Consider the following 25595-nt stretch of genomic DNA (forward strand, 5'->3'; position numbering starts at 1 on the left):
GCTACTCAACGAAAAATCCGTGCCGCCGACCTGAGTGCACTATGCAGCACAGGATAGGGAGCAACAGCATTGGCCACCCTTACACGGAATTGTTGGCTGCGCCAGCGGGATTTATATTTGGCGGGCATCTCCGTCATATAACGGGTAATGTTGCTGCGGGCACGTTCACGATTAGGTGAGAGATTCTTGCGGGTAGCCAAATCTCCGATCAATTCCAGCGTCATTCTGGCTTTGTTACGATAGCGCAGGGCGTCGACACTCAAGATGGTTTCCCTGCAGCGCTTGATCATCTTGATTACCTCATTGGTATCAGACATGGCGGCACGCACTTCTTCGAAGTTGCTTGCGTCCTGGCGTATCGGAATATAGTGCTCTCCCGGTTTGATGATGTCGCTGTAGTCACCATCTACAAGTATTTGCGCGCTATCCAGGAGGGCTGCTTCAAGGACGCGTGGAGAGATCGCAGTAAAACTGTATAGCCCTTCCTGTCCGGCAAAACATGCGGCTTCGACTGTTTCGAATGTTGCATCTGGATTGGCCGCAAGATAAGCCCGGACGTGACGTTGGATTTCACCGGTAGGATCCAGAAGGCTGCTGCCACTATTCGCACCCAGCGTAAACTTGGAGTTATCGATGAACTTCAGCCATGCGTCTCCGAACAACGTCCCTTTATCTCCCAGTTCGATATCGACATGCAATCCTGTATTTGTCGCAAGTCGTGCGACATCCCTACCGATCGTCCATTTTGTCTGTCCGACTCTGCCAAAGTAAGGGGGCAATTTTTTTGCCCTGTAGCCAATATCAATGGTTCTTGTCTGAAAAGGTTGTGTTGGTCTATCGATCAAGCTCTCATCAATGTAACCGGTATAACCGAGACGAATGTTGCCATGCTTGTGATAGCGTGGGTATAGGACGTCCCAACCAGATGCGATGACGGAGAACACCACGTCGATATTCCACTCGCACATCCAGTCGTCCAGCAAAACATTGCAATCGTACTCATCTTGCGGGAAAGCAATCTTGACGGCACCTGATTCGCGAACAAAAGCATATGCATCTTTCCGTGCCTGCAGAAAATCAAGCGAGGCCCAACGGGCAGTCAGGAAAGTGACATCCAGCACAATTGCGTCGAAATCCTGTTCTGTTACGTACTCCGGCAGTGGGAGCGTAGCATCGTGATAGAGGTAGTCGTGCTCCGGGAAATTTCTCTGCAGCGCAAACACGTGATGCCCTAAAAACGCCGGCGCAAAGGCAGGGTCTCCAAGGCTATGTAGAACAAGAATGCTTAAGCGATCCATACTTAGTCGATGAATTGTTGGTGCCAAAGCTCCAGGCTCAGCAAGGCCCAGAGATTTCGGCCGTAAATACTCTGCGAATCAAGCAAGGCATCCACAGACATACCGGGTGCCAGGTAAGGACGTGATTTGGCCCGATCCGACCCCAGGATGTCACCAATCAGGTCGCGCGCCTTACCGCCGCGCTTGAGCCATAGGTTGATTGGAACAGGAAAGCCCATTTTGTCTTTTCTGTTCGTGATCTCCTGTGGCAGTCGATTGGAAAATACTGTCTTGAGAAGGCGTTTCAATTCACCGTTTTTAAACTTGATATCCGCGGGGATAGTGGCGGCGAATTCGACAAGAGGGTGATCCAGGAAGGGGACGCGAGCTTCCACGCCATGTGCCATGCTCATTCGGTCTTCCACCTGAAGCAATGCTGGCAATAGTGTCTTGAAATCGAAATGTGTCATTGAATCAAAATATGATTCCTTGCCCACATTTTCACCCCAGAAGATGCTCTTGAATTCAGCCATGGTTGCGCGCTGATCCATAGCCTCGCTATTCAATATACCGCCAAAGGTATTCGCACGATTGACCAAACGCCAATAACGATCGTCGCGTTCTCCAAATACTCCGTTGGCCCAGAATTCCCTTAGCATTGGCTTGTATTGCCTCAAGGTTTCGAGATTGGGAATAATTGATTCGTACGTTACGAGATAATTGCCGCTATGCAGGGTGCCTTCGATAGCTCCCTTGATGCACTGCTCAAAATAAGCCACAAGGTAGCGCGCATAGCCACCGAATATCTCATCGCCACCCTGACCGCCGATGACAACTTTCACGTTTTCACCAACCAGCTTTGACACCATGTACTGTGGGAACGCCCCCGGGCCTGCGGTGGGTTGATCAAGGTGCCAGATTACCTTGGCAATGTGATCGACAAAGTCTTGCTCTCCGATATCGGCGACATGCAACTGCATATTCTGCTCATTCGCCAGTGCAGCAGCATAACGAGACTCATCAAAATCTGCACCTTCACTGAAACGTCCATTAAATGCCTGGAAGCGTTCATCAGGACGTGTATCCCGCGCTAGAGAGGCAAGCAGGCTGGAATCTACGCCGCCGCTGACGTAACTACCAACTTCAACATCGGCACGAAGATGCATGCGTACAGAGTCATCCAGCAATTCGCGCAAACGTTCCGAGAACCAACGCTCGGTATGTTCATAGTCTATGTTGTAATGGACTTCCCAGTAACGTGTTTGGCGTGGCTCTTGCCCCGGGCTTATTGTGGCGTAATGAGCTGCGGGTAATTGCGATACGCCGTCTACCAGGGTCTTCTCACCGAGACAAAATTGAAAAGTAAAGTAATCGGACAGTGCCTTGCCATTGACCGTACGTTGGTCCAGGAAGGGTAGCAGAGCCTTCAACTCAGAGCCAAAGTACAACCCGTTTTTTGTATTCGCCCAGTAAAGAGGTTTAATGCCGAACCGATCTCTCGCGAGAAACAGTTTCTGTTCGAGCGTATCCCAAATGGCAATTGCAAACATACCGCGTAACCGTCCGAGGCAGGCCGCTCCCCAGCGCTGATAGGCACGCAAGACCACTTCCGTATCCGACCGTGTTCGGAACTCACCACCGAGTTCTTCCCTCAGCTCGATGTAGTTATAGACCTCGCCGTTGAAGATAATTGTGTAACGCCCATCTTCACTCGTCATGGGCTGCGTACCAGACTCGATATCAATAATCGCCAGTCGTACATGCCCTAAACCTGCCAAGCCGTCGCGGCTTACCCACGTACCTGAACCATCGGGGCCACGATGTCTGATCCTGTCCATACCTTCATGGAGCGACCTTTTCGCCGCCTCAATATTGAGCGGTGCATTTGTTACAAAACCGAAGATTCCACACATAATTATTGCCCTCCAGATACAAGAACCCGTCTTAAACGTCGCATCATGGGGCGAAGTGATAGACGGATGGGCTCAGGGATATGCGACCACATCAAACTTACCGGAAGACAAAACTTCAATACGCCTGCGTCCAATTCGATGCGAGGTAACAGACTAGGTTTGACTAATTGCGCTCTTATTGGAGATAAGGTGATTGGCAAAGGAGAAGCTTCGATCGCGACTGGCTGCAATTTTGCCATGTGGTGTTGCCTTTCATTTGTAGACAAGTTTCGATGCGACTGTTCTAGTTCACGGTCAACCATGGCGACAAATGCCGGATAGCTGAACTTTCCAGAACCAATTACATGTTGATAAGCCCTTTGCGCCATGCCATCGACGTAATCCTTGTCTTGGAGCTTTCTGAAAACTTCATCCAGATTGCTGCCGTCTTTTTTCAGCGAAATGAAGTGTTCGTCGGGCCGTATGACCCCGGAGTAATTACCTTCAAACAGAACCAGGATTGTCCGGGCAGCGATCGCTTCAAAAACCCTCGGGGATATCTGGTTCATAAGGCCAGTAAGCTCAAGCGGCTTGACGACTTGCTCATAGACTTCGACATCAGATGCATTTGGATGCTCTTCCTTGAAGGCTTCCAGTTTGGCTTGCAAGCATCCGTCCCAATCGAAAACATTGCTTCCGCTTTCGGAACCCAGCATTGCGCGACACGATCCGACGAAGTCATTCCAGGCCGGTCCGTATATGCGCGACTCTTCTGACCATGCGATATCGTTGGAGATGCCCAGCCGTTCACAATACTCTCGAACCACTTTCCCGATAGCGACCTTTTCTGCGCCGAGCGCTCCGTATCTGGCTGGCAGGGGGCGGCCCCGATAGCCAATCATGAGATTCCGTTGCGAAGGCGGAAGTATCGTCGCATCCTGAGAAAGGGCAGGGGGAGTGTAGCCGGTAAGATTGCTGACGAAGCGGGTGTTCGGGAATTCCGTTGATGGATAAATTTTGGGAATCCCGTCTTCTGGCACCACAGTAAAAACCAGATGAAAACCGATCAACTTGATCCAGTGCCAGGCGCGATATGTGTTGTCATACTCATCCTGGATAAATAGAAACTTTAGTCCTTGAAAGTCCTGCAGGGCTTGGCTGACAGCTGGAGATATTTCATCGTAAGGCAGGCGAACCGAGTAATGAACACAAACTGCATCGAATCGTGTCATATCCACGGTCATCGTGCATTGCGAATCCGCATGCATAAAAAATGCTCGATTCCGGGAATAAGCACTTAGCATTGCAAGATGATCAAATACCGTATTGGTATAGGTTTGCGACGAGTTGTAAAGATAGAGAATATTCATGCAGTTGTGTTCAGATACTTTCACTATCGTAGAAAGAGATGATCAAGCTACCCCCCCTTCATCCCTTGTTTTTTCTGATGTGCTGTTTTGAAGGTGCTGAACAGCAGCTGCCAATGATTGCACCATAGTTTGTCGAGAGGTAATCTGAGTTGGTTCTTCAGGGGGCGTGATGCGAATTAATCTTGTTAAACGCTTCAGTATACGAATGAGGTATCCTGGCTTAGGCGCACTCTGTTGAGGTTCGCTGTGAGAGACCGTCTGATTGGTTTTTTTTAAATAGTTTGAGAAAAGCTTGTATTGATTTTCACGCTCTTCAAGGTCAGACCATACTCTTCCCTCGAAATAAAGATCCGCAGATATTGAGGAGAGCCAGTTTCTTTGGTTGAATAGACCAATCTTTCCATACATGGGCAGGAACTTCTTATAGTCATAAGCAACCATGTTGTGCTGAGACGAATAAAGCCCAGGAACTGGTAAATTGGCAATGATAGATTCACCATCTGAAAATGATTGGAAATAACGTAGTGCCGATTGGGAATCAGTTGCTGTAAGGGAGCCTAGAGATTTGTCTCTTGGTAAGGAAATAAAGAGGACTCCATATGTATTTAACATGACGCAGGCTTTGGCCATCGATAAGGCTTGTATCATTGCGCTATAGTCGTGAGTTGCGCCGCCAAATAGTGTTCCGGATTTTTCAAGAATTCGGTTAATAAGGTTCCGACTATAGCAACCGAAAACGATTTTCCCCAAAGCATAGTCATAGGTTTGTTGCTGATTGCGAGGGGTTTTGCCACTGGCTTTGAATTCTAGAGCTTTTATCGCATCAAATATTAGCGGGCGGCCTTTTAGAAAACAAACTTCCTCAGTCAGCAGGCCTGAACCAGATGGACTATGTATATCATCAACGGCGAATGGGGCATAGGCCCAATTCACGATCTCGGCATTAGTCGCTTGGATGGCAGCTTCTACCTTGGAAAGCGTCGACGGCAAGATAATCATCTTGTCTGTGAGATAGCTTATATATTCCCCAGATGCCTTATCGAGGGCAAATTCAAAATGCCAAGGTAAAGGCAAAACTTTTGGAGGACGGATAATACGAAAATTGGGCATACCTACATAATCTTGTAGGATCTCCAAATTCTGTTGATGCAATTCATCCGAAGTAGAGTTGTCTGAGACGATGACTTCGAAGTGTGAATGCTCAATTTGCATGGCATAACGCACGACTACTGCAAGCAGATGCGGCCTGTCTTGTGTTGGAATGATTATTGAAAACTTCATATCAAGATATTCAGACTTGAATTAATTTGCGCCAATGTCGATATGTATGGAGCATCTTCAATGGCAATGATAGAAATATTTTGCGTGTAACCCACATGTAACGGCCCGAGCGTTTATCTAAACTCATCGCATTAATATGTTCTAAATATGCCTGCACCGTTTCTTCGGAATAGTTTTCCCTTAACAGATCCGCTAATGTGGGAGAAACGTAGCTGGCGGCGTGTGTTTGAAATGCGTATATCAATCGTCTGCTAGCTCGGAGTTTGATGTTGAATGGCAGTGGCTTCAGCCATATGTTGACGATATTGCTTGACAGTCGGTCAAAGACGCTTTCAGGGTAATAGTGAGGCCACTGTGCAAAGCCTCTTGATGTCTTTCGGCTCCAGTTGTTAGTTGTCTGGCCGAATCGCGTTTGAATAACGACTATGCGGGAAGTTTTGATCAATTTTTGCTGAGCGCAACGGCTAGCAAAGAAGCCCATCGGGTAGTAATTCCAGAGACGATAGGCGTCATCTTGTGAAAGCTCTTTAAAATATTTGTGGACGTTGCTCCTCAGTGCCTCACGTCGTACGAATATCCCACCACAACCGGAGAACGAGATGGTGTCTAAATAAACTTGTATTTCGTCATCGATTATCGCCTCATCGAAATGAACGACCGTGTTTTGTTTTCCGACGACGATACTTCCCATAAGCGCATTGCAATCAGGGTGTTCCGCAAAAGCGTCAAGAATATAGTCGAGATGATCTAATTGGAAAGTGTCTTCATCTGAAAGCCAAGTGACGATATCGCCTGTGGCAGCTTGGGACGCCAGTAAGAAATTGAGCGTTCCCTGATTCTCCGGAGCCACTAAGAGTTTGAATCGTGGGTCTTCGATTTGCTGAAGCACAGAAACAGTATCGTCTTCGGAGCAGTTGTCGCGAACGATAATTTCAATGTCCTGTCTCGTACAGCGAAGTAGGTTGTTTACACAATCAGTTACTGCTGGTTGCCTATTCCGAGTACATATGATGAAGGAAATTTTTGGACTGATAGTACTCTTAGTTGGCTTCATTTTCTTCTAATTCCGCACGCTTCCATAAATCATTGGTTGCCTGGTACAAACCGATATATTCATCGTCGTCATGAGCGAACGAATGAATCAGGCGTTCTAAGACCGGGACTCGGCCATCTTGCCCTTGCGATGTTCTTGAAACCGCAAAGGGAGAATTTTCACGATGGATCAAACTCATACCTCCGTCGGGTTCAAGGGTTTCGACATGGAATATGCTTTGATCTGCATTCGTGGAAACGTAAACTTCACACGGGGGAAGGGTCCTGCCGGTAAAACACGCAGACCAACTCTCAGGTTGATCCGGAGTCTCTCCTTCAAGACGACTGAAGATTACCTCGCGATATCCTAAGGAGGCCAAAGTAGCAATCACATGAATACCGTAGAACCGTAGTGCTCCCCCACCAGCCGAATGATATCGTTTCCAAGTCTCCTTATCGCGAAAAAAATGATCTGCTTTGAATGACCAAATAATGCGAAGACTGAAAGCAGGTGATTGAAGTTTTTTCTTTAGTTCCTTGTACCAATCAGTGTATAGAAAACTATAACCTACCCTGAAACGTTTTGATTTTGTGATTATCGTCTCAGTTAGGGCGCTCGAGTCATCAGGGCGAGGTAGTATGGGTTTTTCGATGATGAGTTTTTTAATCCCTTTGACCGAAAGCGCTTGCTCTACAAGCTTCCCTTGGGCGAGAGGCGGGATTGCGATTATTGCGGCGGAGGCTAAACTAAACGCCTCCGCGATAGAAGGCCGCCACTCTATGCTCTCTTTATACTGCTCAAGCTCAGGCCGCGATTCAATAGTTTGACGATATTGTTCGGCAAGAACAACCTTGTTCCGAGAAACATTGATGACTGCAGGTAAATAGCCGTACAAACCAAATCCAGCGCCGACGATTGTAAACATCTATGATTTCCCGGCGTGGATTTGCTGCGCTCGAGTTTTTGCAGTCGGTAGGCAGGTATTAGATGATATGAACAATCTGTCCCTCGTAACCGTGGCCGCGCAGATACGCTTCGATCTCTGTTGGAATGTGCCATGCAAAGTTAAGTAGTACTTTGGTTTGGCCGAGTCGAGCAAAAAGTTCATCGTCAGACCGGATCGGGATACGAGTACCAGGCAGATAGTGGCCGATTTTGAGAGAGCCAGGTTTTTCGTAAACGCACTCGACCTCTTCATCCGAGAGATCGAGCAAGGCAACCAGAATTGCAGCTCGACCCGGGAACGCTTTCGCAAGAAGTTTTCCGTGTGCTTTTACCAAAGCTTGAATTTCTGCTTTCTTTGTCTGTTTCCAGGATGCGATAAACGAACGCATCTCGGCGAATTGGCCAAAGTAGCCCGCTTCACGTTCCAAAGTTGTCTTGATTAGGGAAACTGCTTCTGGCGTAGCGGTGCCGGATTTGCCGATGATGACGCGTACATTGCCGCCGTAACGCTGAGGAAACTCTACCGCGGTTACTTCCCGGCCCAGCGTTTTGGCGATGTGCACGAAAGAGTGCAGGCTGTAGGTTCTCGGATGCTCATGATAGAAAGTATCGAACTGATTGCGCTCCAGCACGGCACCCAGATAGTGGTTCTCGACTACGAGAATCGTGTCCTCGTTCATCAGCACGCTCAAAGCTTTAAGCAAGGCCGGCAAATCTTCAATATGTGCGAAAACATTAGTGAAGGTGATGATGTCGACGCGAGGATGCGTTTGAAGAATCTTCCGAGCAGTCGCTTCAGAGAAAAAATCATTGATGATCAGATGCCCGCGGCCTTCTGCATCAGAGTAGGCACCGGTAGGTTCGACGCCGATTGTATTAGCTCCCTTTGCGGAGAATCTGTCCAGAAGACTACCGTCGTTGCAGCCCACGTCCAATACGGTAAGTCCGTTCAGAGAGCCAAGTTTGGCTTCAACCGAATCAGCGAGTGCTGCCATGCCAGACAGCACGTCAGCGGTGAAGCGTGAACGGTAGTGGTAGGTTTGCGGAAACAGTTGTACTTTGGGCACCTGGTATTTTTGATGGGCCGTATCGCATTGCCTGCAATACAGGATGTCGATGGGGAAAGTTTCGCACTCGGCGGGATTGCCGACTGGGATTAAGTCGTCGCACATCGGATGCTTACCGAGATCCAGTACCGGAGTGAGGTCGTTCGATCCACATACCTCGCATTTTTTGATTTCGAAACAAGCGCTCATGAGTGTTAAGTTCCTTGGGTTAATGACTGAAATGCATCTATCTGGGCCAATGAAACGGCCTGCATGTTTTGGCCGGAAAGCAGACTGTTTTGCCAGTCAGCAATCAGCTGTAATGTGTCGTTGATCGAGGTCCTGGGGCGCCAGGCTAGTCGTGCAGAGGCTTTCGAGCAATCCAGCTTGAGCAGCATGGCTTCGTGCAATACCGGATCTGAACTGACGTGATATCGAATCCCGCCGTCAAGATATGTCGACAAACGTTGTATCAGGGCTTCCACGGGAATAGCGTCACTTTCGCTGGGACCGAAGTTCCATGCTTCCGCATATTGGGCACCATTCTCACAGAGTCGCTCAGCAAGGGTCATGTAGCCACCCAAAGGTTCAAGAACGAATTGCCACGGGCGTATGGCCATCGGATTCCGGATAAGCAATTCAGCTTTTTGTTCATGCGCCTTTAACAGGTCAGGGATCAGGCGATCAGTAGACCAGTCACCGCCACCGATAACATTACCAGCTCGCACGGTTGCCACGCCCACCCCGTGCTTGGAATAGTCGCTCGGTGCAAAATAGGAGGAGCGATATGAGGCAGTCACCAGCTCGGTGCATCCCTTGCTACTACTATATGGATCATGCCCACCCATAGGCTCATCTTCCCGATAGCCCCATACCCATTCGCGATTTTCATAGCATTTATCACTGGTGATGACCACGACGGCTTTTGCCGAAGGTGTTAGGCGAACAGCTTCCAACACGTTAACTGTGCCGATGATATTGGTTTGGAAGGTCTCTACCGGGTTCTGATAAGACTCTCGCACCAACGGCTGGGCCGCCATGTGAAAAACTATTTCAGGCTGCAACTTGGCAATGCAATTCGTAATCGCATTCAGATCGCGAATATCTGCTTCAATCGAGGTGTGCAGTTTTTCTGCCACTCGCGAGGTTACGAAGTTGCTAGGAGATGTTGGTGGCGCTAACGAGTAGCCACTGACATGTGCGCCCAGTTGGCTTAGCCATAAGGAAAGCCAACTGCCCTTAAAACCAGTGTGTCCGGTAATCAGGACACGTTTGCCTTGCCAGAAATTGCTGTTCATTGCCATGTCTTCCAAGGCGCCTGGCCATTGGCCCACAATTCTTCAAGATGATTTTTGTCGCGCAATGTGTCCATTGGTTGCCAGAATCCGTGATGCTTGAATGCTTTCAGCTGTCGTTCTGATGCCAGTCGTTCCAACGGTTGGCGTTCCCAGATAGTTTGGTCGCCATCGATGTAGTCGAGCACTTTGCGGGACAGGACGAAGAAGCCACCGTTAATTAGCTCACCATCTCCTTCTGGTTTTTCACGAAAGCGCACGATTTCATCATTTGACTGGATTTCGAGCGCGCCGAATCTGGCGGGCGGCGTAACGGCTGTGAGAGTGGCGAGTTTGCCATGCGACTTGTGAAAATCCAGCAGGTCTGTGAGATTGACGTCACCAACACCATCTCCGTAAGTCATGCAAAAGACCTCGTCATCTCCGAGGTGAGGAGCAGCTTTGCGCAGACGTCCCCCGGTCATGGTGGACTCGCCGGTATCGACTAAGGTTACCTTCCAGGGCTCAACGTTTCGGTTATGTACGGTGATCTCGTCTTTTGCCATGTTGAATGTTACGTCCGACATGTGCAAAGAGTAGTTGAAAAAATACTCCTTGATTTGATAGCCTTTGTAGCCGCAGCAAATCACGAAATCATTGATGCCGAATGAAGAGTAGATCTTCATGATGTGCCAGAGTATCGGTTTGCCACCAATTTCGATCATGGGCTTGGGACGAAGGTGAGACTCTTCGCTAATTCGTGTGCCGAAACCACCTGCAAGAATAACTAATTTCATTTGTTTGGCTCGCTTTGAGAATCAGTTGCTGTAACAAGTTGCCAGTCCAGTAGTGGCCGAACCACGCCTGGAAGTTGGTAAGAGTATTTGACATGAGCCCTGTGCGGATTCTCATGTACGTTGTCCATCACGACAAATCGTAGCGCATGGTGTTCGAAGAACTCGAGCGTATGGCCATTGGTGACGGTGTTGACCTGTACGCTGACAGAGTACGAACCGTCATTGAGGAAGTGAGCCGGGATATGGCAAACCGCCTCATAGGTCCCAGCTTGTCGTCCCGTGTCCTCTGGCCAGTTGTGAGGGAAGCTCAGAAAGACATATTCACCTTTCTCATCGAGGACATGAAAAAAGGGAACGATGGCTTCGGACAATTCCTCGGTTACCGTGTATTTGATATGTAGATACACATCTTCAAAGATAGACAACTTATTTGCGACGACCTGATCACCATTGGTAACCCAGGCGGATAGCAATTCGACTTTTTTCTTGCGCGTTTGCTCTGCACCTTGGGCAACCGCTTTCCTGGACTGCGTAAATGACGCGCCATGATAAAGGGGCAGTACATCCGCGGTCTCACCCTTGGTGACTAGCTTGCCCGAATCCAAAAGGACGCATTGGTTGCAAAGCGAAGATATCATTGGAAGATTGTGACTAACGAACAGTACCGTTCGTCCCTGTTTCGATACCTCATCCATACGGCCCAGGCATTTTTTCTGAAAGTCCATATCACCGACAGCTAAAACTTCGTCGACAATCAGAATGTCCGGTTCGAGATGGGACGCAACCGCAAACGCAAGTCGGACATACATGCCGCTGGAATAGCGCTTAACCGGCGTATCCAGAAATTTCTCTACCCCTGAGAAAGCGACGATTTCGTCGAACTTGCTACGAATTTCACCGTTGGACATTCCGAGGATGGTCCCGTTGAGAAAAATATTTTCTCGACCGGTCAATTCAGGATGGAAGCCGGTGCCGACTTCTAACAGACTGGCAACCCGGCCTGTAATGGTGGCGCGGCCGCAAGTGGGATCCGTAATGCGGCTAAGGATTTTCAGCAGCGTGCTTTTTCCTGCACCGTTGCGTCCTATGATCCCGACCACTTCTCCGCGTTTGATCTCCAGATTGATGTCTTGCAGAACCCAGATGTTCTCGCTTTCCTCAACCGGACCTGAGCTACTTTCAAGTCTGGATGGCTCCGTCCTGCCCAGCGCCCGACGCACCTGGGCCACAACTGCCTCCCGAAGGGTGGTCGGCTGGTGTTTTTGCAACTCATGGCGAATGTTGTATTGCTTGCCTAGGCCTTCAATGCGTATGACTGTGTCGTTCATCTCAAATAATGTCTGCGAATGTTCGTTCCGACTTGCGGAAATAATAGAGGCCGACGCACAGAAGTACGCCGGATGTTGCGACACTGCCAGCAAGGCTGGCCCAATGCATGGGACTTGCACCACCACTGATTGCCCATCGGAATCCGTCGACCACGGCTACCATGGGGTTAAGATAAAAAAGTAATCGCCATTTTTCCGGGACCATGCTGCTGCTGAAGCCTACGGGTGTAAGGTAGAGGCCCGCTTGTACGACGAATGGAATGACGAAACGAAAATCCCGATAGCGGACATTGAGAGTCGCCCACCAAAGCCCAAGGCCGATGCTGGCAAATAGAGCAAAAGCCGCAAACACGGGTATTAGAAGGATCGTCCAGGAGTATGCAACTCCATACATTGGCATCACTACCAATAACAAGGCGACGCAAATCAGGAACTCCAGTATGGCGTTCGAAAGTGAAGCAATAGGAATTGCCAGCCTTGGGAAAAATACTTTTCCAATCAGGTTCGCATTGCCGACCAAGCTATTGGTTACATCAGGCAGGGATGTAGAAAACAATACCCATGGGATCATGCCCGATAACACCAAAATGGAATAAGGCAAGCCGCCGTCACTAGGTAAGCGGGCAATTTTTTCGAATATAAAAGTAAAGACAAACATCGTTAGCAATGGGCGTAGCAATACCCAGGACACACCAAGCGCACTTTGTTTGTAGCGGACGGAGATGTCTCGTAACGCCAATATCCAGATCAGCTCCCTTGTTGCCCACAAGTCTCGCCAGTAGCGACCGTCGGAACGTCCCGCTTCAAGCACAATCGTATTATTTTGCATAGCCACTTCCATTGTGTTGCCTGACTTCGGGCGCAGAGCCAGGAGATAATTGTTCGCTCGCGAGCGCGGCCTTGTGAGTGCGGCGCCATGCGATCAGTTTGCGCAGTCCATCTCTTAGATCAACTTCCGAAGCAAAATCGATTTCCTCATGCGCTTTCTTGGGACACCCGATACGATTCCGAACAAGTGTGGCCTGGCTGGCAGGCGCATATTGAATTGGCAAGGTCGTACCGGTAATTTCCAACAGTATCTCAGCCAGCTCTTTAAGCGTGGTTCGTTTTCCTGTCCCCACGTTATAAAAGCTATCTGTTGCTTCCGATTTCATCGCACAAACGTTTGCTCTTCCGCAATCCTCTGCGGCCACAAAATCAAATGCTTCAGAGCCATCGCCCATGATCGTGGGTCCTTGACCGTTATCAATCGCATCAAGCATTTTCATTACAACAGCGATGTAGGCTCCTCGATAATCTTGTCGCGGACCATATACGTTCATATAACGTAGGCCCGCAAAATTGAGGCCATAGCGATGATGGAAAGATCGCAGCATCGCCTCGCCCGCAATCTTGGTAGCCCCGTAGAAATTCTTATTATTGAACGGGTGGTTCTCTGTCATGGGTTCTTCGACAGCATCACCATAGACAGAGGCTGACGATGAATATACGAGCCGCTTTACACCTTGAGCTACGCACGCCTCCATTACATTAAACGTGCCTCGAATGTTCACATCGAAGGCAGTTTGCGGATACTCGTGGCACTGAAGCAGCCAAAGGGCAGCCAGATGAAAAACGCCATCTGCGCCGCTTAGTGCGGCGTGCAAGACGTCGCTTTGCATGATGTCGCCACCCGCTTCGAAAATGCGTACACGCGGATCCTTGAGAGCCGCCGACAAGTTCTCTCTGCTGCCGCGAACAAAATTGTCATAGATGACAATTTCTCTGGCATTCTCTTTTAATAGGTGATCAACGGTGTGAGATCCGATCAAGCCGGCTCCACCTATGACCACCAATTTTTTCCCAGTTAAATCCATGCCGATTTCGTCATGATTTAGCCTGAGACATCATCTTGTCGTGCTTGGCAATACTGCGCTTGATCAATTCAGCATTCGCCTTGGTCCATTCCACGGTACGGCGAACCCCTTCACGGATATCAACTTGCGCGGAAAAGCCAAGTTGCTTCTCCGATTTTTCGGTAGATGCAAAGCGCTTACCGGATCTGTCCCAATCTCGTGCTGGCTTCAGATCAAGCGGTGTGGTGTTACCCGTGAATTCATTGATCAGCATTGCAAGATCGAGGATGGTTGTTTCTTTGCCTGTCGCAAGGTTATACACTTCGCCAGATTCGCCCTTGAGCGCGCACGCCATCAGTCCACGGGCCATGTCTTCAACAAAAAGGAAGTCCCGGCTTGCATTACCGCCATTGTCCAAAGGCAAGGCCTCACCATTAAGCGCACGCCAAATAAAGGTTGGTGTCACATTGCGCCATACTGTGTGAACGGTGCCTCGCCATTGACCGGCGCCAAGGATTTCTCTAGGACCATATGCGTTGGAGAAGCGCGCTTTTACGAACGGCAGTTGATAGCGCTGGAAATAATAATTTCCATACAGTTCGCCGATGATCTTGGAGATGGAGTAGGGACTGTCGTGGTAAAGCGTAACAGGCTGTTCTTCGGTGGTGGCGGTTGGCTGGTCGAAAGTTTTTTCCGCAACAGCACAAGCGGCAGCGGCATAAACAACCTTCTTCAGGTTTTTCATATCCTTCAGGCGGTCGAATAGCTTAAGGGATGTGTAAGTGTTGTTGTCGTGATCGGCAAACGGATCGGCAATTGAAGACTGATTGCCATGGAAGCAAGACAGGTGAAATACGTAGTCAAGATCTTGGGGAAGACCTGCCAGTATTTTATCGCTGGTAATTGAGCCGAATACGAACTTGACTCGCGAGTCGCCAGGGATATTGGCTACATCCGATGAAAGCAGGTTATCGACAATGATAATTTCACTCGGATCTTGCTCCAGAATCTGGTGGACCAGATTGCTGCCGATAAAACCGGCGCCGCCAACTACAAGAACCTTGCTTCCTTTAAAGCTGCTATTAGTCATTTACATATCTCCACATGCATCACTTGGATGTCGTAGGGGCCTTAAGATGCGAATACACATCTGTGATGCCGTATTGATCATACCAAGCCATCTGGCGTTTCACTGTTTCGACGAAGCCGATCTTAGGCTTCCAGCCAAAGGCTTTGAGCGTTTCGCTCGAGTCGAGCGCGACGACTGGGACGTCATCAGCTGCTGGTGGGGTGATTGGTACTTCCTGGCGGCCAAGGCCGAGGTAGTCCGTCACAATGTCGAAAATTTCCTTGATCGTATGGGCTTCGCCACTGGAAACGTTGAACACACCCGTTGGCGCGTTTTCGCGGATGGCCAAGTCCATAAACGCCAGAAAATCGGACATATCCAAGAAGTCACGCGCAGTATCCGAGCAGAAGCAGCTTTGCCCTGCCTTCAGTCGTTTATAAAACGTCGGGATTGGGCCGATAGCGAGGCGAGGGCCGGTAACGTTTGCGATCCGCAGCGACAACGTCGGAATTCCAGACAAGAGCATGTACTGTTCGCCTGCCGTTTTGGAAATCCCGTAGCTGGTAAATGGTGCGCTTGGATGGCTTGCAGGTATCGGTAGTTGGTTTGGTCGACCGTAGCTCAACGCCGTCTGGAAATTGATCAGACGTTTCACACCATGTGCCTTGGCAGCCTTGGCTATATACGCACTACCAATGACGTTGGTGCAAGCGTCTTCAACCCAGTCATCCGGATCCTTGTATGCCGCTGCGGAGTGCACGACCAACTCCGGTTTGAATTGTTGAAAGCAAGCTTCGACAAGTGCCGGATCGGTGATGCTTCCTTCCTTAACGGTCAGACCGGGAACTTCAGGCACAACCTCCCGTTTGCCGGTGGCAAAGTTGTCTATGACATATATTTCGTGCCCTTGTGGCAACCAATGCTCGATCAAGTTCGAACCCAGGCAACCGGCTCCGCCAGTAATGAGAATACGCATGGCTTACTTCTTGTCTTGTAGGCGCAGGTGGGTGTACTCACCAAGTGTGCCGTGCTGTTTATAGTAGTCGATGGCAGCTGACACGGTTTCTTGCATCGAGGTGAACTCAATGTCACCGAAGTCCGCGAAAGTGCGGCTCGGATCCAGCAAAATGGAAAACACGTCGTCTGGGCCAAGCGCTTTAACTTCGGCCTGTGGTTTTTCACCGGTGAAACCCATCGCATTCACGACGGCATTGTAGAGTTCCTGGATCGCCACATCTTTGCCGGAAGAGAAGTGATATGCACCGTGGCCGATGCCGTCGATCGCCTTCAATACTACGCGAGCAAGATCCTTGACGAACACAAAATCGCGGCGAGCTTCGGTAACGAAACATTGTTTGCCGTCTTTCAGGCGCTGATAGAAGATGGGCAGAGGTCCCGCGACGTTGCGAGGGCCAACCACGTTTGCCAGTCGGAAAGTCACGAAGTCGACGCCTGACAGTTCGAGGTAATACTCATTGGTCGTCTTGGAAATTGCGTAGCTGCTGCTGCCAGGATTACGTGGATGGTCCAGGCGAATCGGCGACTGGCTAGGCTTAAGCCCGTAGCACAGGGCAGTTTGGAAATAAACAAAGCGCTTGACGCCGAACTTCTTGGCAGCGTCCACAATGTTTGATCCACCAACGCAATTGGTTAGGGTGTCGTTGTACCAATCGTCAGGATCCTTGTAGGAAGCTGCGGTATGCACAACCGCATCTGGCTTGAAATCGCTCATAAGACGATCGACAAGTCCTTTGTCAGCAATTGTGTCGACGACAATTTTGAGATTCGGATGGTCCGCCAAATGTTCACGTCGACCTGTTGCCAGATTGTCGATTACAAGAACAGAGTCGCCGCGCTCTAACAGCATTTCAGCAACATGCGAACCAATTTGTCCAAGACCGCCAGTAACCACTACTTTCATGTTTTGTTCCTTAATAACAGTCGTTAATTTTTAATCAGCCGACATGTTGTCGAACTAATTGCGCCAATATATTCTCTGCAGCGTTGCCGTTTCCGTAGGGAGTCACAGTCTTTCTGCCATGCTCTCCTTGAATTGCCTTGCTTGCCGCTGATGCGATCAAGTCAGCGTCAGCACCGACCAGGCAATTCCATCCGGATTCGACCGTCTCCAGCCATTCCGTTTCTTCACGCATAGTGATGCAAGGGACCTGATAAAAGAAGGCTTCCTTTTGAACCCCGCCTGAATCTGTCAGGATTAGACGTGCAGCTTGTTCAAGTGCAATCATGTCCAGAAATGGAAGGGGATCGACAACAAGCAAGCGATTCAAACAGGAGGAGAGCTTACGCTCTTCGATTATTTTTCGTGTGCGAGGGTGTAGTGGTATCACTACCGGCATGCTTTCGGCAACTGTTGCCAAACCTGTCAAGATGGCCTCAAGACGAGTTGCATCATCCGTGTTCTCCGCACGATGGCAGGTCGCTAGCGCGAACTCTCCTTTAGCCAGCCCGAGTCGATGCAGTATGGTACTTTTTTGACGCGCTTTGTCGCGATAGTAAAGCGCCACATCATACATCGCATCACCTACGTTGTGCACACCGCGGGTAATCCCTTCGGAGGCCAAATTACGGACAGCAATATCCGTAGGGCAAAACAGCAGGCTTGATACTCGGTCAGAAAGAATGCGATTGACCTCTTCTGGCATGCGCATATTGAACGAGCGCAAACCAGCCTCTACATGAGCTACCGGGATATGCAGCTTGGCTGCGGCAAGTGCACCGGCAAGCGTCGAATTGGTGTCGCCGTATATCAGCAACCAATCCGGCTTTTCGTCGAGAAGCACTTTTTCTATCCCTGAAAGCATGCGCCCCGTCATAGCACCATGGCTGCCACCAGCGATCTCGAGATTGTATTCCGGGCAAGGAATGTCAAGTTCTTCAAAGAAGACTTGCGACATGTTTTCATCGTAATGCTGACCAGTATGTATGATGAATTCACTCAACTGACCGGAGTAGCTTTCTCTGGCGACACGCGATACCGCTGCTGCTTTAATGAATTGTGGACGTGCACCGACAATAGTCGCAATTTTGATCATTGCTTAATCCCGGCCAAAAGAGCCGCACAAATTTTGTCCTGGTCATCAATGGTGAGGTCTGGGCTCATCGGTAGACTCATTACCTCACCAGCAATTTTTTTGGATGCTGGGGTGTGTCCCGCCTTGCATAAGTCTCGATACGCAGGTTGTTCGTCGAGTGGAACAGGATAATGGACGGCCGTAGGGACACCGCATTCGTTCAGATATTTTTGCAGATTAGTGCGATCTTGAACACGCACGGTGTATTGACCAAAAATGCTGGTGCGATCCGAGCGTTGAACGATGGTCGTGACACCTGCTTCACCCAGAATTTTGTTATAGCGTTGGCCTATCAGCAGGCGTTGTTCTACTTCGTGGTCAAAGCGATCCAGTTTGGCCAGCACGATTGCGCATTGGAGCGTATCCATGCGCCCACCAACACCAATACGTGTGTGTACGTAGCGCTGACTTTGTCCGTGAACGCGAATTTCCTTGCAGGCTAAAGCAATGGCGTCGTCATTGGTAAAGATGGCTCCGCCATCACCGTAGCAACCCAAGGGTTTGCTCGGGAAAAAGCTGGTGCATCCTATTGTGGAGAGGTTGCAGCTTTTTTTGCCTTTGTATTCGGCACCGAAACTTTGTGCGGCGTCCTCGATGACGGGAATGTTGCCGTGGCGCGCTGCGATGGCGTTGATCTCATCCATGTCTGCTGCTTGGCCATACAGGCTGACAGGCATGATGGCTTTGGTTCGTGGGGTGATCGCGGCTTCGATCAGCTTGGCATCGATGTTGCCGGTATCTGGTTCAACGTCTACGAATACCGGTATGGCACCGAGTAACACAATGACCTCGGCGGTTGCCACGAACGTGAATGGCGTAGTGATGATTTCATCTCCGGCCTTGATGCCGAGAGCCATTAAGGAGATGAGCAGGGCTTCAGTACCAGAGGCTACAGTGATGCAATGTTTTGCACCTGTGTACGCGGCTAGCTTTTCTTCAAGTTCCTTGACTTCAGGCCCCATGATGTACTGGCCGTGTTCCAGCACCTGGTTGATCCGTCGCTGAATTTCAGGTTGGAGAGCCTTGTATTGTGTTTTCAGGTCGATAAAGGGAATCGTCATCCTTTTGCTTTCGTAAGAGTCTGGCCTTCCAACGTATAGGTGGAGCCATCGTGAGGGCAGAGATATTGCCCGTCGCCGGAAAGTGGTAATTCGATTTGTTCGCCGTATTCACTCATCCAGCCAATTTGCCGGGCAGGTACGCCCACCATCAAAGCGTAAGCAGGTACATCTTTGTTGACGACAGCGCCTGCGCCAACAAAGCCAAACTCACCAATCGTGACGCCACAAACGATCGTGCTGTTTGCGCCCAGGGTTGCGCCTCTCTTGACCAAGGTATCGCGGTATTCGCTTTTACGTTCGATTAAGGAGCGTGGGTTGTATACGTTGGTAAACACCATGCTGGGGCCGCAAAAGACGCCTTCTTCAAGGGTCACATTGTCGTAGACGCTGACATTGTTCTGGATTTTGCAGGAGTCACCGATCACGGTTTTGTTGCCGACAAAAACGTTTTGTCCCAGGGACACACCTTTACCAATTCGGGCACCGCCACACACATGGACAAAATGCCATACGCGGCTCCCGTCACCGATTTGTGCGCCCTCATCGACGATGGCGCTAGGATGAATGGTTACCGCCATGCTCAATACTCCAGTGGGAGCGACACAGTCTTGCCGTCACGCGCAGCGAGATAGGCGCCTATCAGCAGTTCCAGCGATTTGAGGCCTTCGCGTCCGTCTGTTTCCGGCTCAGCTACACCACGCATGACTTCTACTACATTGTTGTAGTAGAGCGGATGGCCAAAGCCATACACCGAAGTTGTCTGGTAGTTGGCATCTTTAATCTGGGCGTCATAGTCTTGTACATCTGCGAATTGCCACAGTTGTATATCGTTTACCGCAACACCGCCGACGCGTACGGTACCTTTTTCGCCGAGTATGGTGATGCTGCCTTCCAGATTTTGCGGATAGGTGAGCATGGTCACGCTCATGGATCCAAGTGCACCGCTACGCCATTTGACGTTCAGGACGCCGGTGTCTTCAGTTTCGATGTCTCGGGTCGTGCTCATCATCGCCTGAATTTTTTCTACCGGGCCGATTAGCCAATCCAGCAAGTCAACATAGTGGCTGGCCTGATTCATGAAAGCGCCGCCATCGAACTCCCAGGTGCCACGCCATTTTGCGGCGTCATAGTATTCCTGTGGACGGGTCCAGAAGACGTTGATGTTGACCATGTGTATGCGGCCAAAACGCTTTTGTTCGACTGCGCGTTTAAGGAGTTGCAGTGTCGAATTGCGACGATTTTGCTTCACAACGAAGAGGCGTACGCCTGCATCGTCGCAAGCCTTGACCATGCGCAAGCCATCTTCCCAGCGTGTCGCCATTGGTTTTTCAGTCATGACATGACGTCCCGATTTGGCAACCTCGACTGCTTGATCCGGGTGCAAGCCACTTGGAGTGGTCAGAATGACGATGTCAGCCGTAGTCGTTTTCAACATTTCGGTGAGGCTGAGATGGCCTTGGGCACCGGTCAGTTCTACTGCGTTCTTGAGCGCATCGCTGTTGACGTCGCATACATCGACGATTTCAATGTTCGATGCATGTTGTTTCATCGCATTGAAATGATTGGCCGCAATGCGGCCGCAGCCGACGAGTGCCATGCGGATCTTGCGATCTGTGATGGTAGGGTAATTTCTCATCGTGCTCTCCTTAGAACCTGAAAACTGTGAAGCCGGCTGCTGCGCTGGCATGGCGGTCAAATAATGCTTTGAGATCGCCGAGTACTGGCTTGTCGCCACGACAGAGGCTGCGTAATTCAGCGACGTTTTCGCGTCTGAATTCATTGTGGCCCACTGCGACAATCAAAGAATCGACCGGATGTTCGGCATCTATGGTGCCAAGACGAATGCCGTATTCATGGAATACTTCTTCGGCATCCGCCCAAGGGTCGCTCACGACAACATTGACGCCCCAGCTTTGGAGTTCCTGGACAAGATCGGCAATTTTGCTGTTGCGGATGTCAGGGCAGTTTTCCTTGAAGGTAATTCCCTGGACGCCGACGGTGCTGCGTGCGACGTCGATGCCGTTTTTCAGCATGAGTCGGATAGTGCTGCGTGCTGCGTAGCGGGCCATGTTGTCGTTGATGCGACGTCCGGCAAGAATGACTTGCGGGTGATAACCGACTTCCTCTGCCTTGTGCGTGAGGTAATACGGATCAACGCCGATACAGTGACCTCCAACCATGCCGGGGCGGAACGGCAGGAAGTTCCATTTGCTACCCGCAGCTTCCAGGACTTCGATAGTGTCTATGTCCAGGCGTTCGAAGATAACGGAGAGTTCGTTGACCAAGGCGATGTTCAGGTCACGTTGCGTATTCTCGATTACCTTGGCTGCTTCAGCGACCTTAAGACTGGTTGCCGGGAATGTTCCGGCCGTGATGATGCTTGAATAGAGGGCGTCGACTTCCTTGGCTATTTCCGGTGTCGAGCCGCTGGTGATCTTGCGAATTTTGGTCAAGGTATTGACCTTGTCGCCCGGATTGATACGTTCCGGGCTATAGCCGCAGAAGAAATCACTATTAAATTTAAGTCCGGAAGTCTTTTCCAGTACTGGTACGCATACCTCTTCTGTGCAGCCGGGGTAAACCGTCGATTCGTAAATTACGAGTGCGCCAGCCTTCATCGCTTTACCCACGGTCTCGCTGGCTTTGATCAGCGGCGTCAGGTCAGGGCGATTGGCCTTGTCAATTGGAGTCGGGACCGTGACGATGAAGATGTCACAGTCGCTAAGAGCTTCCAATTTATTGCTATAAGTAAGTTGTTTGGCTGTGACGAGTTCTTCGGGAGTCACTTCCAGTGTACTGTCTTTGCCGGAACGTAATTCGAGTATCCTGCCCTCATTGATATCAAAGCCCAGAACGGGTCTGGTTTTGCCGAATTCAACTGCTAATGGCAAGCCAACGTATCCTAAGCCAATGATGGCTATTTTTTTATCCTTTAAGGTCACAGTTATTCCCAGCTGTAAAGTCAATGATTGGTTAGACCCAAACTACCGAATGGCGCTACTTTGTTCACTACGCCAGTTTTACTGATTAAATCAGAGCGCCGCACGCACATCGTGCGGAAATAATTTGCTCTCAGGTATTCAGGAAAGTGGACGTTCAAGCACTTGGCTGTCATTTCAAGCACGGAGCGCATCAAAACATTCGGACTAACGGGTAAGCCCGTGTTCGGTACGAATTGCAGCGCTGCAACGTGAATCAAATTGAGAAAACCAAGGATGATACCACTGTCAACATTGCAAAAGACGCTTGCACAAGGCGTCGGCCTCGCAATGAGGGTGGGGTGAAAAGCAGGCTTCGATAGGGGGAGAATTTTGATTGATTCTTTAATTGTTTTTGTACTAAATCAAGCACGCTACCGCCGTGCCGTTTTACGATCGGCAAGCGCTGGTGGCATGGCTAGTGACACACTCAAATGACGCCTCTGAGTGTGTATCAATTTTGACACAATGGGTAAGCTTTGAAAACCCTTTTGTAAAGCAGCAATAAGGGCTTAATTGACTTTTCGCAAGCTGTTGGTGGTGGCCCGTAAGGTCACTGACTTGCTCAATAACTCAATGAGTACCATGGCGCGATGTTCGCCATCGGCCATCTGATAAACGCCTTCGAGTCCGGCAAAAGCACCTTCTGTCAGGCGCACGCGTTCGCCAGCCTTATACAAGCGCTTGGGTTCAATTCGGACTGAGTTCTCTTGTGCCTGGAGCAAATTAATCAGGCTTTCCGCGACCTTGGCGGGCTCCTTGCCAAAGCTTACCAAGCGGCTGACGCCGACGGTGGAGCGTATCGGGGCCCAGCTCTTGGCAGAATCGCCTTGTCCGAGCCGGATAAATAGGTAACGGGGAAATAATGCCTCATCTGCCACTTCCAACATGCCTTGCCGCAATCTTTCGGCTCGCAATGTCGGCAAATAGCACTCATAACCTTGCTGTTCAAGGTTTTGCAAAGCACGATTTTCTTGTCTTGGTTTTGTATGGATAAGATACCAGTCCATATTCATCCCAACCTCTCGCTCTATGTTTTATTTCTTTGAATGTCGCCGTATTATAAATTTTTTATAGGCGGTAACACGGCTTTATGCAGCTACTATACGTCGTGTGAAAGTCGGAGCGTCGCTTTTGTTTGCAATTATTACAATTTCGGCTGATAGAGTGAATATATATATGTGCAAATTTTTATCGAACTTCGATTAGAAATAGCCTATGACGCCGAGAGATTGTTTCTTTGATAATATGTTGCTCAAAGTCAATTCTGGCCATGATTATAGTGCAATCCCGTGTACCCAGAGTAGGGCTGGGCAATTCCAACATTAATTTAATGTCAACATTCTTGTTTCTCTGTACGACAACGATGTATTTGCATACACAAGTACACACTCAAATAGTCGCTCATCATTTATCTAGTGAGCGGCGATCATGATTCTCGTCACTGGTGGGGCTGGCTTTATAGGCTCTAATTTCGTGTTGGACTGGCTGGCACGCGGCAATGCTGCAGTATTGAATGTTGACAAGCTGACTTACGCTGGCAATCTGCACAATTTGGTGTCACTCAAAGGTGATATCCGCCATACATTTGTACTCGCCGATATCTGTGACGGTGAAAAAATGAGTGCTTTGCTGAATGCATACAAGCCGACAGCCATTGCGCATTTCGCCGCCGAAAGCCATGTGGACCGCTCTATCCAGGGGCCAGCGGAATTCATCCGTACGAATATCAACGGAACATTCAAGCTGTTGGAGGCCGCGCGCGCCTATTGGTCTGGCTTGGAAAATCAGGAGAAGGAACAGTTCCGTTTCCTGCACGTTTCGACTGATGAGGCCTATGGTTCGCTCGAGGCGGGCGATGCCCCATTTTCTGAAGCAACCGCCTACGCGCCCAACAGTCCATACTCAGCCTCCAAAGCGGCATCGGATCATTTGGTACGTGCTTATTTCCATACCTACGGCCTGCCGACACTGACAACGAATTGTTCCAACAATTACGGTCCTAATCATTTTCCGGAAAAGTTGATTCCGTTGATGATAGCGAATGCCCTGGCAGGAAAGGATTTGCCGATTTACGGTGACGGGCAGCAGATACGTGATTGGCTTTATGTCGGCGATCATTGTGCTGCACTGCGTCTGGTTCTTGCAGATGGCGTGCCTGGTGAAACATATAACATCGGTGCGCAAAATCAAAAAACCAATCTCGATGTGGTATTTACCTTATGCGATATATTGGATGAATTGAAGCCTATAGCTTCTGGCAAAAGCTATAGGCAACAGATCGTGTACGTGGCGGATCGTCCTGGTCATGATCGCCGTTATGCAATAGACGCAAGCAAAATCGAACGTGAGCTTGGCTGGAGACCGCTTGAGGCGTTTGATACCGGAATTCGTAAAACGGTGCAGTGGTATCTGGATACTCACCCATGAATCCGGGCAACCGCAAAGGGATTATCCTCGCAGGAGGTTCTGGTGCGCGCTTGTATCCGGCGACCGTGGCTATATCCAAACAGTTGTTGCCGGTCTACGATAAGCCGATGATTTACTATCCGCTGACGACCCTGATGTTGGCTGGCATACGTGACATTCTGCTGATTTCTACCCCGCAAGATATTCCACGTTTTCAACAGTTGCTCAACGATGGCAGCCAATGGGGTGTTAACTTGTCGTATGCAGTGCAGCCTTCGCCTGACGGTCTGGCGCAGGCTTTCATCATTGGTCGTGATTTTATCGGGAACGATCCTTCGGCCTTGATATTGGGAGACAACATCTACTACGGTCATGCTTTTGACCGGCAATTGATGCAGGCATCAGAACGTCTCCAGGGCTCAACCGTATTTGCTTATCATGTGCAGGATCCGGAGCGTTATGGCGTGGTTGAGTTTGATGCGCAACATCAAGCTGTCAGCATAGAAGAGAAGCCATTAGTACCCAAATCAAATTATGCAGTTACGGGCCTGTATTTCTACGACAATCAAGTGTGTGATATCGCTGCATCGATTCTGCCGTCCGGACGTGGAGAGCTGGAAATTACAGACGTAAATCGCGCTTATCTGGCGCGGGGTGAACTGAATGTTGAATTAATGGGGCGCGGTATGGCCTGGCTGGATACCGGCACGCACGAGTCTTTGCTGGAAGCCGGGCAATTTATTGCTACCATCGAGCATCGTCAGGGATTGAAAATCGCCTGTCCGGAAGAAACGGCTTTCCGCAAGGGGTACATAAATGCGAGCCAAATGGAGCGATTGGCTGAGCCGCTGAAAAATACAGCTTATGGCAAGTACTTGCTGCGTATTCTCGACGATAAAGTGCTGTAA

At 49.8% G+C, this 25595-nt stretch carries 23 protein-coding genes; 2 read left to right on the forward strand and 21 right to left on the reverse strand.

Going from position 1 to position 25595, the window contains the following annotated elements; all coding sequences use genetic code 11:
* Window positions 1-5: 5 nt before the first annotated feature.
* The 21 genes from H7U06_RS07605 to rfaH all read right to left on the reverse strand — a co-directional run bounded on the left by H7U06_RS07605 (window position 6) and on the right by rfaH (window position 23294).
* Window positions 6-1298, reverse strand: a complete 1293-nt coding sequence (locus H7U06_RS07605) for a hypothetical protein (protein WP_175625560.1) — start codon at window positions 1296-1298, stop codon at window positions 6-8.
* Between the two features lie 2 nt (window positions 1299-1300).
* Entirely contained in the window at window positions 1301-3190 is a 1890-nt protein-coding gene (asnB, locus tag H7U06_RS07610) for an asparagine synthase (glutamine-hydrolyzing) (protein WP_175625561.1), read from the reverse strand.
* A gap of 2 nt (window positions 3191-3192) precedes the next feature.
* Complete coding sequence (locus tag H7U06_RS07615; protein WP_175625562.1) at window positions 3193-4539, reverse strand: hypothetical protein; 1347 nt, start codon at window positions 4537-4539, stop codon at window positions 3193-3195.
* Window positions 4540-4581: 42 nt separating this feature from the next.
* Entirely contained in the window at window positions 4582-5820 is a 1239-nt protein-coding gene (locus tag H7U06_RS07620; protein WP_175625563.1) for a glycosyltransferase, read from the reverse strand.
* A 10-nt stretch (window positions 5821-5830) separates the two neighbouring features.
* Window positions 5831-6874 (reverse strand): glycosyltransferase family 2 protein, encoded by a 1044-nt coding sequence (locus tag H7U06_RS07625; RefSeq protein ID WP_175625564.1) that lies wholly within the window; start codon window positions 6872-6874, stop codon window positions 5831-5833.
* The gene (locus H7U06_RS07630; protein WP_175625565.1) at window positions 6861-7778 is read right to left on the reverse strand and encodes a Gfo/Idh/MocA family oxidoreductase; all 918 of its coding nucleotides are present in this window, start codon (window positions 7776-7778) and stop codon (window positions 6861-6863) included. The genes H7U06_RS07625 and H7U06_RS07630 overlap by 14 nt, the downstream gene beginning before the upstream one ends.
* 58 nt (window positions 7779-7836) lie before the next feature.
* A complete protein-coding gene (locus H7U06_RS07635) occupies window positions 7837-9054 on the reverse strand; it encodes a class I SAM-dependent methyltransferase (protein ID WP_175625566.1) in 1218 nt (405 codons plus the stop codon).
* Window positions 9055-9059: 5 nt separating this feature from the next.
* Window positions 9060-10148 (reverse strand): CDP-glucose 4,6-dehydratase, encoded by a 1089-nt coding sequence (rfbG, locus tag H7U06_RS07640; protein WP_368492561.1) that lies wholly within the window; start codon window positions 10146-10148, stop codon window positions 9060-9062.
* Entirely contained in the window at window positions 10139-10915 is a 777-nt protein-coding gene (rfbF, locus tag H7U06_RS07645) for a glucose-1-phosphate cytidylyltransferase (RefSeq protein ID WP_175625567.1), read from the reverse strand. Before rfbF ends, rfbG begins: the two co-directional genes overlap by 10 nt.
* Window positions 10912-12243, reverse strand: a complete 1332-nt coding sequence (locus H7U06_RS07650; RefSeq protein ID WP_175625568.1) for an ABC transporter ATP-binding protein — start codon at window positions 12241-12243, stop codon at window positions 10912-10914. Before H7U06_RS07650 ends, rfbF begins: the two co-directional genes overlap by 4 nt.
* A gap of 1 nt (window position 12244) precedes the next feature.
* The gene (locus H7U06_RS07655; protein WP_175625569.1) at window positions 12245-13072 is read right to left on the reverse strand and encodes an ABC transporter permease; all 828 of its coding nucleotides are present in this window, start codon (window positions 13070-13072) and stop codon (window positions 12245-12247) included.
* Window positions 13062-14099 (reverse strand): NAD-dependent epimerase/dehydratase family protein, encoded by a 1038-nt coding sequence (locus tag H7U06_RS07660; protein ID WP_175625570.1) that lies wholly within the window; start codon window positions 14097-14099, stop codon window positions 13062-13064. Before H7U06_RS07660 ends, H7U06_RS07655 begins: the two co-directional genes overlap by 11 nt.
* A 10-nt stretch (window positions 14100-14109) precedes the next feature.
* Window positions 14110-15168: an NAD-dependent epimerase/dehydratase family protein gene (locus H7U06_RS07665; RefSeq protein WP_175625571.1), complete on the reverse strand. Its 1059-nt coding sequence runs from the start codon at window positions 15166-15168 to the stop codon at window positions 14110-14112.
* Window positions 15169-15187: 19 nt separating this feature from the next.
* Window positions 15188-16123 carry an NAD-dependent epimerase/dehydratase family protein gene (locus H7U06_RS07670; protein ID WP_175625572.1) on the reverse strand — a complete coding sequence of 312 codons (936 nt, stop codon included), beginning with the start codon at window positions 16121-16123 and terminating at the stop codon, window positions 15188-15190.
* Between the two features lie 3 nt (window positions 16124-16126).
* On the reverse strand, window positions 16127-17068 hold the full coding sequence (locus H7U06_RS07675) for an NAD-dependent epimerase/dehydratase family protein (RefSeq protein WP_175625573.1): 942 nt from the start codon (window positions 17066-17068) through the stop codon (window positions 16127-16129).
* 34 nt (window positions 17069-17102) lie between these two features.
* Entirely contained in the window at window positions 17103-18200 is a 1098-nt protein-coding gene (gene wecB / locus H7U06_RS07680) for a non-hydrolyzing UDP-N-acetylglucosamine 2-epimerase (protein WP_183082352.1), read from the reverse strand.
* Window positions 18197-19294 carry a DegT/DnrJ/EryC1/StrS aminotransferase family protein gene (locus H7U06_RS07685; RefSeq protein WP_183082353.1) on the reverse strand — a complete coding sequence of 366 codons (1098 nt, stop codon included), beginning with the start codon at window positions 19292-19294 and terminating at the stop codon, window positions 18197-18199. Before H7U06_RS07685 ends, wecB begins: the two co-directional genes overlap by 4 nt.
* A 2-nt stretch (window positions 19295-19296) precedes the next feature.
* Window positions 19297-19878: an acyltransferase gene (locus H7U06_RS07690; protein WP_175625575.1), complete on the reverse strand. Its 582-nt coding sequence runs from the start codon at window positions 19876-19878 to the stop codon at window positions 19297-19299.
* Between the two features lie 2 nt (window positions 19879-19880).
* Entirely contained in the window at window positions 19881-20936 is a 1056-nt protein-coding gene (locus H7U06_RS07695; RefSeq protein WP_175625576.1) for a Gfo/Idh/MocA family protein, read from the reverse strand.
* A gap of 10 nt (window positions 20937-20946) precedes the next feature.
* Complete coding sequence (locus H7U06_RS07700) at window positions 20947-22242, reverse strand: nucleotide sugar dehydrogenase (protein ID WP_175625577.1); 1296 nt, start codon at window positions 22240-22242, stop codon at window positions 20947-20949.
* 548 nt (window positions 22243-22790) lie between these two features.
* Complete coding sequence (gene rfaH / locus H7U06_RS07705; protein ID WP_254873170.1) at window positions 22791-23294, reverse strand: transcription/translation regulatory transformer protein RfaH; 504 nt, start codon at window positions 23292-23294, stop codon at window positions 22791-22793.
* Between the two features lie 415 nt (window positions 23295-23709).
* Between rfaH and rfbB the strand changes: the two genes are divergently transcribed.
* Together rfbB and rfbA are read left to right on the forward strand one after the other, a co-directional pair.
* Window positions 23710-24708, forward strand: a complete 999-nt coding sequence (rfbB, locus tag H7U06_RS07710; protein ID WP_175625578.1) for a dTDP-glucose 4,6-dehydratase — start codon at window positions 23710-23712, stop codon at window positions 24706-24708.
* Entirely contained in the window at window positions 24705-25595 is an 891-nt protein-coding gene (gene rfbA, locus H7U06_RS07715; RefSeq protein ID WP_175625579.1) for a glucose-1-phosphate thymidylyltransferase RfbA, read from the forward strand. The genes rfbB and rfbA overlap by 4 nt, the downstream gene beginning before the upstream one ends.

This window comes from Herminiimonas sp. Marseille-P9896, from assembly GCF_903993245.1.
Lineage (GTDB): Bacteria > Pseudomonadota > Gammaproteobacteria > Burkholderiales > Burkholderiaceae_D > Oxalicibacterium > Oxalicibacterium contaminans.